The organism is Mycobacterium sp. 1245805.9, from assembly GCF_001672915.1.
Taxonomy (GTDB): Bacteria; Actinomycetota; Actinomycetes; order Mycobacteriales; family Mycobacteriaceae; genus Mycobacterium.
The window spans coordinates 1-14,791 of the sequence record NZ_LZKR01000024.1 but is presented as its reverse complement, the minus strand read 5'-3'; the positions used below and the strand labels follow the sequence as shown (position 1 = coordinate 14,791).

The following is a 14,791-nucleotide window of genomic DNA, read 5'->3' as shown; positions in this document are numbered from 1 at the left end:
AGCGATCCACCCGCCGCCTTCTCCGACGACGCGCCGTTGCCCGGCGCCGAGTCACCGGCGGCATGGGCGGCCGACTCGGCGGCGGCGAACTTCTCCATCTGCGCGGTGTGCATCTTGTGCCGCCGCTCCGCCTCGGCGTAGCGGGCCTCCCACTCGTTGCGCTGGGCGTCGAAGCCCTCGAGCCATTCGTTGGTCTCGGAGTCGAAGCCCTCGGGGAAGATGTAGTTGCCCTGCTCGTCGTAGCTGTCGGCCATGCCGTACTTCGCCGGGTCGAATTCCTCGGTGTAGTCCTCGTTGGCCTGCTTGAGCGACAACGAGATTCGGCGGCGCTCCAGGTCGATGTCGATGACCTTGACCATCGCGTCGTCGCCGACGGCGACCACCTGGTCGGGCACCTCGACGTGCCGCTCGGCGAGCTCGGAGATGTGCACCAGGCCCTCGATGCCCTCCTCGACGCGGACGAACGCGCCGAACGGAACCAGCTTGGTGACCTTGCCGGGCACGATCTGGCCGATGGCGTGCGTGCGGGCGAAGTGGCGCCACGGGTCTTCCTGGGTCGCCTTGAGCGACAACGAAACCCGCTCGCGGTCCATGTCGACGTCGAGCACCTCGACGGTGACCTCGTCGCCCACCTGCACCACCTCGGACGGGTGGTCGATGTGCTTCCAGGACAGCTCGGAGACGTGCACCAGGCCGTCCACCCCGCCGAGGTCGACGAACGCGCCGAAGTTGACGATGGAGGAGACCACACCCTTGCGGATGCTGCCCTTCTGCAGCTGGTTGAGGAACTCGCTGCGCACCTCGGACTGGGTCTGCTCGAGCCAGGCCCGGCGGGACAGCACCACGTTGTTGCGGTTCTTGTCCAGCTCGATGATCTTGGCCTCGATCTCCTTGCCGATGTACGGCTGCAAGTCGCGGACGCGCCGCATCTCGACGAGCGAGGCGGGCAGGAAGCCGCGCAACCCGATGTCGAGGATCAGGCCACCCTTGACCACCTCGATGACGGTGCCCTTGACGGCCTCGTCCTTCTCCTTGAGCGCCTCGATGGTGCCCCAGGCGCGCTCGTACTGCGCGCGCTTCTTGGACAGGATCAGCCGGCCCTCTTTGTCCTCCTTGGTGAGAACCAGGGCCTCGACCTCATCGCCCACGGAAACGACCTCGTTGGGGTCGACGTCGTGCTTGATGGAGAGCTCGCGGGCGGGGATGACCCCTTCGGTCTTGTAGCCGATGTCGAGGAGCACCTCGTCCCGGTCCACTTTGACGATGGTGCCTTCGACGATGTCGCCATCGTTGAAGTACTTGATCGTTTTGTCTATTGCGGCGAGAAAATCCTCGCTCGAGCCTATGTCGTTGACGGCTACTTGCGGCGAGGTGACGGCGGGACTCGGCATGTTGTTGGGTTGCTCCGGACAGGTTGGGTCGTAGGGACAAAATAGATTTACCTGTCGAGGCTACTCGACAGGGCACTAGCTGGACAAACTCGGTCGCCGCCGAAATGACGCAAATGTAACGCCACGGCGAATTTCCGGCCGAATTTTCGCCCTCACACTACACCGGGCGCGTCAGTGCGCGGCCGCGTCCCAGCTCCGGCCGTAGCCGACCGAGACCTCCAGCGGGACGTCAAGCGGGTAGGCGCCGCCCATCTTCTCGCGCGCCAGCGCCTCGAGGGCCTCCCGCTCGCCTGGCGCGACTTCGAACAACAGTTCGTCGTGCACCTGCAGCAGCATCCGGGAGGCCAGCCCGGCCTGCTTGATGGCCTTGTCGACCTCGATCATCGCGACCTTGATGATGTCGGCCGCGCTGCCCTGGATGGGCGCGTTGAGCGCGGCCCGTTCGGCGGCCTCCCGGACCTGACGATTGCTGCTGTCCAGCTCGGGCAGGTAGCGGCGGCGGCCCAGCACCGTGGAGGTGTAGCCGTCCTTGCGGGCCTGCTCCACGACGTCCATCAGGTAGTCGCGCACGCCTCCGAACCGGGCGAAGTACGCGTCCATCTGGTCCTTGGCTTCCTCGGTGGAGATCTTCAGCTGCTGCGACAGCCCGTAGGCGCTCAACCCGTACGCCAGCCCGTAGGACATCGCCTTGACCCGGCGGCGCAGCTCGGCGGTGACCTCCTCGATCGGCACCCCGAACGCCCGGGAGGCGACGAACGAGTGCAGGTCCTCCCCGGTGTTGAACGCCTCGATCAGGCCCTCGTCCCGCGACAGGTGCGCCATGATCCGCATCTCGATCTGGCTGTAGTCCGCCGTCATCAACTCTTCGTAGCCCTTGCCGACCACGAACCCGTCCCGGATCTGCCGGCCTTCCTGGGTGCGGATCGGGATGTTCTGCAGGTTGGGCTCCGTCGACGACAGTCGCCCAGTCGCCGCGATCGTCTGGTTGAACGTCGTGTGGATGCGCCCGTCGGCGGCCACCGAGTTCAGCAGCCCGTCGACGGTGACCTTGAGCCGGGTGACGTCGCGGTGGGCCAGCAGGTGCTGCAGGAACGGATGGCCGGTCTTGTCGAACAGCGACTGCAGGGCGTCGGCGTCCGTGGTGTAGCCGGTCTTGGTCCGTTTGGTCTTCGGCATCCCCAGCTCGTCGAACAACACCACCTGCAACTGCTTGGGCGAGCCCAGGTTGATCTGCTTGCCGATCACGGCGTAGGCGGCCTCGGCGGCGTCGCGGATCTGGTCGGCGAACTGGCTTTGCAGCTCGCCCAGCAGCCGCAGATCGACGGCGATGCCGGCGCTTTCCATGTCCGCCAGCACGTGTTGCACCGGCAGCTCCATCTCGCCCAGCAGCGCGGTGGAGTCGATGCGGTCCAGCTCCGCGTCGCGCGCGTCGGCCAGGTCGACGACGGCGCGGGCCCGCAGGATCAGGGTCGCGACGGCCTGCTCGTCCACGCCGTCGATGTCGTCGAGCAACGAAAGCTGTTGCTGCTCAGGGGTTTCCGCGCGCAACTCGCGGCGCAGGTAGCGCAGCGACAGGTCGTCGAGGGTGAAGCTGCGCTGCCCCGGGCGCACCAGGTAGGCGGCCAGCGCGGTGTCGGAGGTGACGCCGTTCAGCGTCCAGCCGCGGCCCGCCAGGTCGTGGATGGCGAGCTTTGCCTCGTGCAGCGCCTTGGGTTTCGCCGGGTCGGCCAGCCAGGCCGCCAGCGCGGCGTCGTCGTCGGGGGTCAGCGTGGCGGTGTCGATGTAGGCGCCGTCGCCGTCGGCGGCGGCAATGCCCAACCCGGTCGCGTCCCCGCCGTGCGGCAGGTGGGTGCCGGCAACCGCCAGCCCGGCCCGGCGCCCGTCGGCGGCGTGCGCGGCCAGCCACTGCCCGACGGTGCCCGGCTCGAGCGCGTCGCCGCGCACGTCGAAGCCCTCGTCGACCTCGGGCTCGACGGCCACCAGGGTCTCGAACAACCGATCACGCAGCACCCGGAACTCCAGGTCGTCGAACAGGCGGTGGATCTGGTCGCGGTCCCAGGGCTGCAGCCGCAGCGTGTCCGGCGTTTGGGCCAGCGGCACGTCTTTGACCAGGTCGGTGAGCTCGCGGTTGCGGATGACGCTGGCCAGGTTGGCGCGCAGCGCATCGCCCACCTTGCCGCGCACCGAGTCGACGTTGTCGACCAGCGCCTGCAGGGAGCCGTATTCGGCGATCCACTTCGAGGCGGTCTTCTCCCCCACCCCAGGAATGCCGGGCAGGTTGTCGCTGGGATCGCCACGCAGCGCCGCGAAGTCGGGGTACTGCTGCGGGGTCAGCCCGTACTTTTCCACGACGGCCTCGGGAGTGAAGCGGGTCAGTTCGCTGACGCCCTTGCGCGGGTACAGCACCGTGACGTCGTCGCTGACCAGCTGCAGGGAGTCGCGGTCGCCGGTGACCACCAGCACGCGGTAGCCCTCGTTTTCGGCCTGGGTGGCCAGCGTCGCGATCAGGTCGTCGGCCTCGAACCCCTGCTCCGAAAGCACCGTGATGCCCAGCGCATTGAGCACTTCCTTGGTGATGTCGATCTGGCCGTGGAACTCGTCCGGCGTCGAGGACCGGTTGGCCTTGTACTCGGGGTAGCGCTCGGAGCGGAAGGTCTGCCGCGACACGTCGAACGCCGCGGCGATGTGCGTCGGCGTCTCGTCGCGCAGCAGGTTGATCAGCATGGCGGTGAAGCCGTACACCGCGTTGGTGGTCAGCCCGCCGCGGGTCTTGAAGTTCTCCGCGGGCAGCGCGTAGAACGCCCGAAACGCCAGCGAATTGCCGTCCAGGAGCATGAGTGTCGGTTTGGTTTGTTCCTCTGTCTTCTGAGGGGTGGCGGCGGGCACGGCATTCACTCTAGGCACCCGGTGTGACGAACCCTGGCGTGCCCAAACAAGCGCTTGGTAGTGTTGGCGGGTGCCCGAGGTCACCAGTCAACAACCCGCGATCGACGGATGGTTCGCCACCGACGACGCCGGTAACGCCCATCTGATCGGCAGCAAGTGCCCCGAGTGCGGCACCTATGTCTTCCCGCCGCGGGAGAACAACTGCCCCAACCCGGCGTGCGCCAACGACACGCTGGAGCCCGTCGCGTTGTCGACCCGCGGGACGCTGTGGAGCTACACCGAGAACCGGTATCCGCCGCCGGCGCCCTACCCCGCCCCGGACCCCTTCGAGCCGTTCGCGATCGCGGCGGTGCAGCTGGCCGCTGAGGGGCTGATCGTGCTGGGCAAGGTCGTCGAGGGCACGCTGGCTTCCGATTTGAAGGTCGGCATGGAGATGGAGCTGACCACGATGCCGCTGTACACCGACGACGACGGCGTGGAACGCCTCGTCCACGCGTGGAGGATCTGCTCATGAGCACCCCCGAACCGCTGTACATCCTCGGCGCCGGCATGCACCCGTGGGGCAAGTGGGGCCGCGACTTCACCGAATACGGCGTGGTGGCCGCGCGCGCCGCGCTGGCCGAGGCGGGCCTGGACTGGCGGCAGATCCAGCTGGTCGCCGGGGCCGACACCATCCGCAACGGCTATCCCGGTTTCATCGCCGGGTCGACGTTCGCGCAGAAGCTCGGCTGGAACGGGGTCCCGGTCAGCTCGAGCTACGCGGCCTGCGCCAGCGGTTCGCAGGCGCTGCAGAGCGCCCGGGCGCAGATCCTGGCCGGCTTCTGCGACGTCGCGCTGGTGATCGGCGCCGACACCACCCCGAAGGGCGCGTTCGCGCCGGTCGGCGGCGAACGCAAGAACGACCCCGACTGGCAGCGGTTCCACCTGATCGGCGCGATGAACCCGGTGTACTTCGCGCTGCTGGCGCGCCGGCGGATGGACCTCTACGGCGCGACGCCCGAAGACTTCGCACAGGTCAAGGTGAAGAACTCGCGGCACGGGCTGCAGAACCCGAATGCCCGCTACCGCAAGGAATCCTCCGTCGACGACGTGTTCGCCAGCCCCGTGGTGGCCGACCCGCTGCGGCAGCTCGACATCTGCGCGACGTCCGACGGCGCCGCGGCGCTGATCGTGGCCAGTGCCGAGTTCGCCCGCAACCACCTCGGCTCGCTCGACGGCGTCCCATCGGTGCGCGCGGTCAGCACCGTGACGCCGCGCTACCCGCAGCATCTACCCGAATTGCCCGATATCGCAACGGATTCCACCGCCGTCGTACCCGCGCCGGAGCGGGTGTTCAAGGACCAGATCCTCGACGCCGCGTACGCCGAGGCGGGCATCGGGCCCGAGGACGTCAGCCTGGCCGAGGTCTATGACCTGTCCACCGCGCTGGAGCTCGACTGGTACGAGCACCTGGGCCTGTGCGCCAAGGGCGAGGCCGAGGCGCTGCTGCGCAGCGGCGCCACGACCATCGGCGGCAAGGTCCCGGTGAACCCCTCGGGCGGACTGGCGTGCTTCGGGGAGGCCATCCCCGCCCAGGCAATCGCGCAGGTCTGCGAGCTGAACTGGCAGCTGCGCGGCCAGGCCACCGGCCGGCAGGTGGAGGGAGCGACCGTCGGCGTCACCGCGAACCAGGGCCTGTTCGGCCACGGCTCGTCGGTGATCGTCGCGCGCTAGCTCGCCCGGTTTGCGCCGAGACTGCAACCAGAGCGTCGAATCGCCGAAATCCGCGATCTGTGCGCAGTCTCGATGCCGTTGGCCGTCGCGTGTGAACTGACGGCTTTCGGTGGGTACCCAGGGCGGGATCTGGGCCGGTCGACCGCCCTGGATGCACACGCAAAGCCGTCAATGCACACCCAAAGCCGCCGCTACTCCGAAGCGGCGTCCTTCTTCTCGTCGCCGAGGGTCTCCAGGACGACCTCGGCCACCCGCTTCATGGTGGTCCGGCGGTCCATGGCCGCGCGCTGGATCCACTTGAACGCCTCGGGCTCGGTCATGCCCTGATTGGTCTGCAGCAGGCCCTTGGCGCGCTCGACGAGCTTGCGGGTCTCCAGCCGGTCGGACAGCGTCGCCACTTCGCGTTCCAGCTCGGTGATCTCGCTGAACCGGCTCACCGCCAATTCGATGGCCGGGATCAGGTCGCTGATCGTGAACGGCTTCACCAGGTAGGCCATCGCCCCGGCGTCGCGGGCGCGCTCGACCAGATCGCGCTGGCTGAACGCGGTCAGCACCACGATCGGTGCGATGCGTTTCGCGGCTATCTCCGAGGCGGCGTCGATGCCGTCGCGGCGAGGCATCTTCACGTCCATGATCACCAGGTCCGGCTTGTGGCGCTCGGCGAGTTCGACGGCCTCCTGGCCGTCGCCGGCCTCGCCGACGATCTCGTAGCCCTCCTCTCGGAGCATCTCGGCCAGGTCCAGCCGGATGAGCGCTTCGTCTTCCGCGATCAGGACCCGGCGCGGCACAGCGGCGTCGGTGTCGGTCTTGGGGCCTGTCATGACGGACATTGTGTCGTGCATGCCCGCCACCAGCGAACTCGGGGGCGGTGAGAATCGATCGCCGCAGCGATCCTCTATGGTGGGAGGCTGCCCGCCCTCGTATCCCAACTGGCAGAGGAAACGGACTCAAAACCCGTCCAGTGTGGGTTCGAATCCCACCGAGGGCACTCCTCTCAAATGCTCTACACGATCGGCCACGGCGCCAAAACCGCCGACGAACTGACCGCCGCGCTTCGCCGGCACGGCATCACGCTGCTGGTCGACGTCCGCAGTTTCCCCGGCTCGCGGCGCAACCCCGACGTTTCGAAGGACGCGATGCCGGGCTGGCTCAACGCCGCCGGGATCGCCTACCGCCACGAACCCGATCTCGGAGGGCGACGCAAGGCGCCCGCCACCCCGCTACCGCGCGACCAGTGGTGGCAGAACCCGGCGTTCGCCAACTACGCCGCGCATACCCGGACGCCGGAGTTCCGGGCGGCATACCAGCGGCTGCTGCACGACGCCGGGGCGGGCGACGTCGCCATCATGTGCGGCGAGCCGACGTGGTGGCGCTGCCACCGGCGCATGATCGCCGACCTGGCCACCCGCGATGGACACGCGGTGCAGCACATCATGCCCAACGGCTCGCTGGCGCTACACCCTCCATCGGACTGGCTCACCGGCGATGTTGACCAGGCGCCCGACGAATGACGAGGTCAACGGTTACGCTTTGACCGTGGGCGCGAAGAAATGCGGAGCCCCACCCCGGTCAGAAGGCTCGTCGAACCGCCCGGACTGCGTCGCCGCGGTGCGGGCGCAGACCCGCGACCGCAATCAGCACTACGCCGACAGCGCGGCGCGCCGGGCCCGCGCGCTCACGGTTGCCGCGTGGCTGGCCGTCCTGGTCAGTGCGACGTTTGTGCTGATGCAGATTCTCACCGGAACGTGGTCGTTTCAGATCACGGGGGTCAACGTCGCCGCCGCGACGATCTTCGCGTTCGTTCCGTGGCTGCACCGCTTCGGCGAACTGGTTGCGCCGCTTACCTTTATCGGCGCGGCATACGTCTCGATCTTCGCCACCGGCTGGGACACGGGCACCGGCTCGGGATCTCAACTCTTCTTCCTCGTGGGAGCCTGTCTCCTAGTGCTGCTGCTGGGAATTGAACACATTATTCTGGCGTCCGCGCTGGCGACCGTCGCAGCCGGCCTGATCATCGCGATGGAGTTTCTGGTCCCGCGCAACACCGGGCTGCAGCCCGCCTGGGCCACGTCGACGGGATTTGTCGTCACGGCGGTCTCCAGCGTCGTGATGGTGGTCGTGACGGTGTGGTTCGCGCTGCGCGACACCGCCCGCGCCGAGGCGGTCATGGAAGCCCAGTACGAGCGCTCGGAGACGCTGCTGGAAAACATGTTGCCCGCCAGCATCGCCGAGCGCCTCAAGGAGCCCGACCGCAGCGTCATCGCCGACAAGTACGACGACGCCTCGGTCCTGTTCGCCGACATCGTCGGGTTCACCGAGCGCGCCAGCAGCACCCCGCCCGCCGACCTGGTGCGCTTCCTCGACCGCCTCTACGGCGCGTTCGACGCCCTCGTCGACAAGCACGGCCTGGAGAAGATCAAAGTCAGCGGCGACTCGTACATGGTGGTCAGCGGCGTGCCGCGCCCGCGGCCCGACCATTCCCGCGCCCTGGCGGATTTCGCGCTCGACATGGCCAATGTCGCAGCGGGACTGAGGGATCCGCACGGCGCGCCGATCCCGCTGCGGGTGGGCATGGCCTGCGGGCCGGTGGTCGCTGGAGTCGTCGGCTCGCGCCGGTTCTTCTACGACGTGTGGGGAGACGCCGTCAACGTCGCCTCCCGGATGGAATCCACCGACTCGGTGGGCCGGATCCAGGTGCCCGAGGCGATGTACGAGCGCCTCAAAGACGAGTTCGTTTTGCAGGAGCGGGGCAGCATCGAGGTCAAGGGCAAGGGCCCGATGCGGACCTGGTATCTGATCGGCCGCAAGGCGACCGAGGAGCCCACCGACCTGTCCGCTGAGGAACCCCGCACCGCGCGCGTCTGAGCCGAAAGTCCCTTCCGGCCGGTCCGCGGTTTGTGCCAGACTGCGGCCATGCAAACCTCTCCTGGAAGCGCCCCGGTCCCAAGCTTGTTGCCGCACTTGTGGAAATCCGCGCTGGTATCCGGAATCCTGTCGCTGATCGTCGGCGCCGTGATCCTGGCGTGGCCGGGAATCTCCATCCTGGCCGCCGCCGTCGCGTTCGGCGTCTATCTGTTGATCACCGGGGCCGCGCAGGTCGTCTTCGCATTCAGCCTGCACGTTTCGGCGGGAAGCCGGATCCTGTTGTTCATCAGCGGCGCGGCCTCACTCATCCTGGCGGTCTTGGCATTTCGTCATTTCGGTCAGGGATACGCGGTCCTGTTGCTGGCCATCTGGATTGGCATCGGGTTCATCTTCCGCGGGGTGGCCACGACGGTCTCGGCCATCAGCGACCCGGTGCTGCCCGGGCGGGCCTGGTCGATCTTCATCGGCGTGATCAGCCTGCTCGCCGGAATCGTCGTCCTGGCGTCGCCGTTCGACTCCATCGTCACCCTGGCGATCGTGGTCGGCGCCTGGTTCGTGGTAATCGGCGTTTTCGAGATCGTGTCGTCGTTCGGCATCCGCAAGGCATCGAAGGAATTGGGGCGTGGCGCCGACGCCACCTAACTACTACACTGTGTCGTAGATAGGCGCAGTTGGGAGATGACAATGAATGTCGTCGACGTTTCGCGGTGGCAGTTCGGCATCACCACCGTCTACCACTTCATCTTCGTCCCGCTCACCATCGGCTTGGCCCCGCTGCTGGCGGTCATGCAGACGGTGTGGGTGGCCACCGGCAACACGGCCTGGTACCGGCTGACCAAGTTCTTCGGCAAGCTGTTCCTGATCAACTTCGCCATCGGTGTGGCCACCGGCATCGTCCAGGAATTCCAGTTCGGGATGAACTGGAGCGAGTACTCACGGTTCGTCGGCGACATCTTCGGCGCGCCGCTGGCGATGGAGGGTCTGGCCGCCTTCTTCTTCGAATCCACCTTCATCGGCCTGTGGATCTTCGGCTGGAGCCGGCTGCCCCGGCTGATACACCTGGGCTGCATCTGGATCGTCGCGATCAGCGTCAACGTCTCGGCGTTCTTCATCATCGCGGCCAACTCGTTCATGCAGCACCCGGTCGGCGCACATTACAACCCGGTGAGCCACCGCGCCGAGCTGAACGACATCGGCGCGCTGCTTTCGAATAACACTGCGCTGGCGGCGTTTTCGCACACCGTGACCGGCGCCCTGCTGACCGCCGCGACATTCGTCGCCGCCGTCAGCGCCTGGTGGATGGTCCGGTCCCGCAACCCCGCGTCCGCCACACCCGCCGCCGAGTCGGACGCCCGCACCATGTTTCGCCCTGCCGCCATCCTGGGATGCTGGGTCGCGCTGGCCGCCACTGCCGGCCTGTTCCTCACCGGCGACCACCAGGGCAAGCTGATGTTCGTGCAGCAGCCGATGAAGATGGCGTCGGCGGAATCGTTGTGCGACACCCAAACCGACCCCAATTTCTCCATCCTGACGGTCGGGCGGCAGAACAACTGCGACGGCCTCTACCGCGTCATCGAGGTGCCCTACGTGCTGCCGTTCCTCGCCGAAGGCCGAACCACCGACGTCACGCTGCAGGGTGTGCGCAACCTCCAGCAGGACTATCAATACCGATTCGGGCCAAACGACTACCGGCCCAACCTATTTGTCACGTACTGGTCGTTCCGCGCGATGATCGGGTTCCTGGCCATCCCGGTGCTGTTCGCGCTGGCGACGTTGTGGTTCACCCGCGGTGGCCGGATGCCCAATAAGCGCTGGTTCTCCTGGGCGGCGCTGCTGACCATCCCGACACCGTTCCTGGCCAACATCTCCGGGTGGGTGTTCACCGAGATGGGCCGCCAGCCGTGGATCGTCGTGCCGAACCCGACGGGCGACCGGCAAGTTCGGCTCACGGTCGGCCAGGGCGTCTCCGACCACGCCGCCGGGATGGTCGTCACCTCGCTGGTGACCTTCACCCTGCTTTACGCGGTGCTGGCGGTCATCTGGTTCTTCTTGCTCCGGCGCTACGTCGCAGCGGGCCCACAGGAACACGACGCCGAACCGGCACCGCCGCGCGCGCCCAGCGACGACGAGGTGGCGCCGCTTTCGTTCGCCTACTAGGCCTCTTCTGGAAGGGAGCTGACGGATGGGACTGCAGGAGTTGTGGTTCGGCATCATCGGGATGCTGTTCCTCGGTTTCTTCATCCTCGAGGGCTTCGACTTCGGCGTGGGCATGTTGATGGAGCCGTTCGCCCGCTTGGGCGTGGGCGACCCGGAGCTGCAGCGCCGCACCGCGCTCAACACCATCGGGCCGGTGTGGGACGGCAACGAGGTCTGGCTGATCACCGCCGGCGCGGCAATGTTCGCCGCCTTTCCCGGCTGGTACGCCACCGTGTTCTCCACGCTGTACCTGCCGCTGCTGGCGATCCTGTTCGGCATGATCGTGCGCGCGGTGGCGATCGAGTGGCGCGGCAAGATCGACGACACGAAATGGCGCGGCTGGGCCGATTTCGGGATCGCGGCGGGTTCGTGGCTGCCCGCCATCCTGTGGGGCGTCGCGTTCGCCATCCTGGTCCGCGGGCTGCCGGTGGACGCCGAAGGCCATGTCCACCCCTCGATCACCGACGTGCTCAACCCCTACACCCTGCTGGGCGGCCTGGCCACCGCCGGGCTGTTCCTGCTGTACGGCGCGGTGTTCGTCGGGCTGAAGACCTCGGGCACGATCCGCGACGACGCCCACCGGTTCGCCGTGTGGCTGTCGCTGCCGGTGACCGGACTCGTTGCGGCCTTTGGGCTTTGGACGCAGCTGGCGCACGGCAAGGACTGGACCTGGCTGGTGCTGGGAGTAGCTGTCGTCGCGCAGCTGGCGGCGGTGTTGTTGGTGTGGCGGCGGGCGTCGGAGGGCTGGGCTTTTGCCAGTACGGCGCTCGTGGTCGCGGCCGTGGTGATCCTGTTGTTCGGCTCGTTATATCCGAACCTGGTGCCCTCGAAGCTGGACAGCCAGTGGAGCGTGAGTATCTACAACGCCTCGTCGACCCCCTACACCCTGAAGATCATGACCTGGGTGACGGCGATCATGGCTCCGCTGACGGTCGTGTACCAGGCGTGGACGTATTGGGTGTTCCGGCAACGGATCTCGTCCGAGCGGATACCGCCCCCCATCGGCCTGGCGAGGCGTGCGTCCTGAGCGCAACCGCATCACGAGCGCCGCTGGACCCGCGGCTGTGGCGGGCGTCGAGCCCGTTGCGGCGCTATCTGGTCGCCGCAGTGGGCTGCGGGGTGGTGATCTCCGGCTGCGCGATCGGCTCGGCGATCGTCCTGGCCGACGTCGTGGCGCGCGTCGTCGGCGGCCCCCCGACGCGTGACGTGCGCGCCTGGCTCGGGCCCCTGTCGATCCTGTTGGCGCTGTGGGCGGTTCGCACGGTGACGCACTGGGCGCAGGCCCGCCTGGGGCAACGCGGCGCCGGCGCCGTCATCGCCGACCTCAACGGGCAGGTGCTGGCCGCGGTGACCGCCCGGCCGCCGGCCGAACTCGCCGCGCAGCGCGATGCCGCCGCCGTCGTGGTGACGCGCGGCCTGGACGGGTTGCGGCCGTACTTCACCGGATATCTGCCGACCCTGTTGCTTGCCGCGATCTTGACACCGGCGACCGTGGCCGTGATCGCGCTCTACGACCCGAAATCGATGCTGATCGTGGTCATCACCCTGCCGCTGATACCGGTCTTCATGGTGCTGATCGGGCTCGCGACCGCCGACCGTTCGGCCGCGGCGCTGGAGGCCATGACGACCCTGCAGGCCCGGCTGCTGGACCTGATCGCCGGCATCCCGACGCTGCGCGCACTGGGCCGGGGCCGCGGTCCGGAACACCGGATCGCCGAACTGGCTGCGGCCCACCGGCGCTCGGCGATGGCGACGCTGCGGATCGCGTTCCTGTCGGCGCTGGTGCTCGAATTGCTGGCCACACTCGGCGTCGCACTGATCGCGGTCGGCATCGGCCTGCGCCTGCTGTTCGGCGAGATGACCCTGACCACCGGCCTGACGGTGCTGTTGCTGGCCCCCGACGTCTACTGGCCGCTGCGCCGCATCGGCGTGGAATTTCATGCCGCCCAGGAGGGTCGGACCGCGGCCGACAGGGCGTTCGCCCTCATCGGCGAGCCCGCCGCCCCGACGGCGCGAAGCCGGACTGTGGACGCGCGCGGCAAAGAGATCCGCATCGAGGACCTCAGCGTGCTGGGCCGCGACGGCCACGCGCCCCGCGATCTCACCGCGGTGCTCGAACCCGGTCGGGTCACGGTGCTGACCGGTCACAACGGCGCCGGCAAGAGCACCGCGCTCCAGGTGATCGCCGGGCTCACCGCGCTGTCCTCAGGCCGGATCACCGTGGCTGGAACCGACGTCGCCGAGCTGGACCGCGCCGCGTGGTGGCGGCAGCTGTCCTGGCTGCCGCAACGCCCGGTGCTGGTCCCGGGCACGGTGCGCGACAACCTGAACCTGCTGAGAACTCTCGACGACCTCGACGAGGCTTGCGCCGCATCGTGTTTCGACGCCGTGCTGGCTGAGCTGCCCGACGGGATGGACACCGTGCTCGGCCGCGGCGGTGTCGGCTTGTCGCTGGGCCAGCGCCAGCGGCTGGGCCTGGCCCGGGCGCTCGGCTCGACGGCCCCGGTGCTGCTGCTCGACGAGCCGACCGCGCACCTGGACGCGCACACCGAACAGCGGGTGCTGCGGGCCATCGTCGAGCGCGCGCGCTCCGGTGCGACGGTGGTCGTCGTCGGTCACCGCGAGCCCGTCGTCGCGATCGGTGACCGGGTCATCGAGGTGGCCGCCGACGCGGAGGCCCGCCATGCCGCGGTCTGATCTCCTGCTCGCTATCACGAGCCTGCTGCGCCCGCGCCTCCCCAGAGTGCTCGCGGCCGTCGCGCTCGGCGCGCTGTCGCTGGGCAGCGCGCTTGCCCTGGCCGGGGTTTCGGCATGGCTGATCACGCGGGCCTGGCAGATGCCGCCCGTGGTGGACCTGTCCGTCGCGGTGGTGGCGGTGCGCACGTTCGCCATTTCCCGGGGTGTGCTGCACTACTGCGAGCGGCTGGCCACCCACGACACCGCGCTGCGGGCGGCCGGGACGGCCCGGGCGCAGATCTACCAGCGGCTCGCCCGCGGCCCGGCGGCGGCCGCGGTCCGCCTGCACAGCGGTGAGCTGGTGGCCAGGGTGGGCGCGGACGTCGACGAGCTGGCCAACGTGCTGGTGCGCACCGTGGTGCCGATCGCCGTCGCCGCGGTGCTCGCGCTGGCCGCGACCGCGGTCGTCGCGGCCATCTCGCTGCCGGCCGCAGCGGTGCTGGCGGCCTGCCTGCTGGTCGCCGGGTACGTTGCCCCGCGGCTCGCCGGCAGGGCCGCCGCGACGCAGGAAGAGGTTGCCCGCCAACACCATTCCGATCGCGACACGTCGGCGATGATCGCCCTCGAACACGCACCGGAGTTGCGCGTCGCGGGCGCCCTGCCCGGCGTCATCGCCGATGCGCAACGCCGCCACCGCGCCTGGGCCGAGGCCCTCGACGCCGCCGCGCGACCGGCGGCCATCGCCGAGGCGATGCCCACGGCGGCGATCGGGGCGAGCGTGCTGGGCGCGGTGGTGGCCGGGATCGGGTTGGCGCACGCGGTCGCGCCCACCACGCTGGCCGTCCTGATGTTGTTGCCGCTGTCCGCGTTCGAGGCGACGACGGCGTTGCCGGCCGCCGCCGTCCAGCTGACGCGGTCGCGGATCGCGGCGCGTCGCCTGCTCGACCTGGCTCCCCCGGACCAACCCAAGGACAGTGGCGAGCCGCGGGCCCCCCCCCCCCCCGCCCCCGGGGGGGGGGGGGGGGGGCCCCCCCCCCCCCGGGCCGCCGCCCCCCCCGGGGGGG

General features: G+C 68.9%; 12 protein-coding genes and 1 tRNA gene. 10 read left to right on the top strand and 3 right to left on the bottom strand.

Features of this window, described 5'->3' with window-relative positions; translation table 11 throughout:
• A partial coding sequence (gene rpsA, locus A9X00_RS03635; RefSeq protein ID WP_067149310.1) for a 30S ribosomal protein S1 occupies positions 1–1,391 on the bottom strand: 1,391 nt, incomplete at its 3' end.
• A gap of 171 nt (positions 1,392–1,562) precedes the next feature.
• Positions 1,563–4,226, bottom strand: coding sequence for a DNA polymerase I (gene polA, locus A9X00_RS03630; protein WP_067149308.1), 2,664 nt, complete (start codon positions 4,224–4,226; stop codon positions 1,563–1,565).
• Between the two features lie 121 nt (positions 4,227–4,347).
• On the opposite strand from polA, the gene A9X00_RS03625 reads away from it, so the two are divergent.
• On the top strand, positions 4,348–4,791 hold the full coding sequence (locus A9X00_RS03625; protein ID WP_067149306.1) for a Zn-ribbon domain-containing OB-fold protein: 444 nt from the start codon (positions 4,348–4,350) through the stop codon (positions 4,789–4,791).
• A complete protein-coding gene (locus A9X00_RS03620; RefSeq protein ID WP_197515043.1) occupies positions 4,782–5,990 on the top strand; it encodes a lipid-transfer protein in 1,209 nt (402 codons plus the stop codon). The genes A9X00_RS03625 and A9X00_RS03620 overlap by 10 nt, the downstream gene beginning before the upstream one ends.
• A gap of 191 nt (positions 5,991–6,181) precedes the next feature.
• Here A9X00_RS03620 and A9X00_RS03615 read toward each other — a convergent pair whose 3' ends face one another.
• Entirely contained in the window at positions 6,182–6,811 is a 630-nt protein-coding gene (locus A9X00_RS03615; protein ID WP_067149314.1) for an ANTAR domain-containing response regulator, read from the bottom strand.
• Positions 6,812–6,904: 93 nt separating this feature from the next.
• Here A9X00_RS03615 and A9X00_RS03610 point away from each other — a divergent pair.
• From A9X00_RS03610 to cydC, 8 genes are all read left to right on the top strand, one after another.
• Positions 6,905–6,978 (top strand) — tRNA-Leu (locus A9X00_RS03610).
• A 10-nt stretch (positions 6,979–6,988) separates the two neighbouring features.
• Entirely contained in the window at positions 6,989–7,501 is a 513-nt protein-coding gene (locus A9X00_RS03605; protein WP_067149304.1) for a DUF488 family protein, read from the top strand.
• 25 nt (positions 7,502–7,526) lie between these two features.
• On the top strand, positions 7,527–8,855 hold the full coding sequence (locus A9X00_RS03600; RefSeq protein WP_067149312.1) for an adenylate/guanylate cyclase domain-containing protein: 1,329 nt from the start codon (positions 7,527–7,529) through the stop codon (positions 8,853–8,855).
• Between the two features lie 30 nt (positions 8,856–8,885).
• Positions 8,886–9,497 (top strand): HdeD family acid-resistance protein, encoded by a 612-nt coding sequence (locus A9X00_RS03595; RefSeq protein ID WP_156771917.1) that lies wholly within the window; start codon positions 8,886–8,888, stop codon positions 9,495–9,497.
• A gap of 42 nt (positions 9,498–9,539) precedes the next feature.
• Entirely contained in the window at positions 9,540–11,012 is a 1,473-nt protein-coding gene (locus A9X00_RS03590; RefSeq protein ID WP_067149300.1) for a cytochrome ubiquinol oxidase subunit I, read from the top strand.
• Positions 11,013–11,037: 25 nt separating this feature from the next.
• A complete protein-coding gene (cydB, locus tag A9X00_RS03585; RefSeq protein WP_067149298.1) occupies positions 11,038–12,078 on the top strand; it encodes a cytochrome d ubiquinol oxidase subunit II in 1,041 nt (346 codons plus the stop codon).
• A 56-nt stretch (positions 12,079–12,134) separates the two neighbouring features.
• Complete coding sequence (gene cydD / locus A9X00_RS03580) at positions 12,135–13,748, top strand: thiol reductant ABC exporter subunit CydD (protein ID WP_067149296.1); 1,614 nt, start codon at positions 12,135–12,137, stop codon at positions 13,746–13,748.
• Positions 13,735–14,791: thiol reductant ABC exporter subunit CydC (cydC, locus tag A9X00_RS03575; RefSeq protein WP_156771916.1), on the top strand; the 1,057-nt coding region annotated here is incomplete at its 3' end. The genes cydD and cydC, both read left to right, overlap by 14 nt.

What these genes read in the sequence shown, in the direction of transcription:
- polA (WP_067149308.1), bottom strand. Translation starts at nt 4,226, where the DNA reads ATGCTCCTGGACGGCAATTCGCTGGCGTTTCGGGCGTTCTACGCGCTG.
- A9X00_RS03615 (WP_067149314.1), bottom strand. Translation starts at nt 6,811, where the DNA reads ATGACAGGCCCCAAGACCGACACCGACGCCGCTGTGCCGCGCCGGGTC.
- A9X00_RS03605 (WP_067149304.1), top strand. Translation starts at nt 6,989, where the DNA reads ATGCTCTACACGATCGGCCACGGCGCCAAAACCGCCGACGAACTGACC.
- A9X00_RS03590 (WP_067149300.1), top strand. Translation starts at nt 9,540, where the DNA reads ATGAATGTCGTCGACGTTTCGCGGTGGCAGTTCGGCATCACCACCGTC.
- cydB (WP_067149298.1), top strand. Translation starts at nt 11,038, where the DNA reads ATGGGACTGCAGGAGTTGTGGTTCGGCATCATCGGGATGCTGTTCCTC.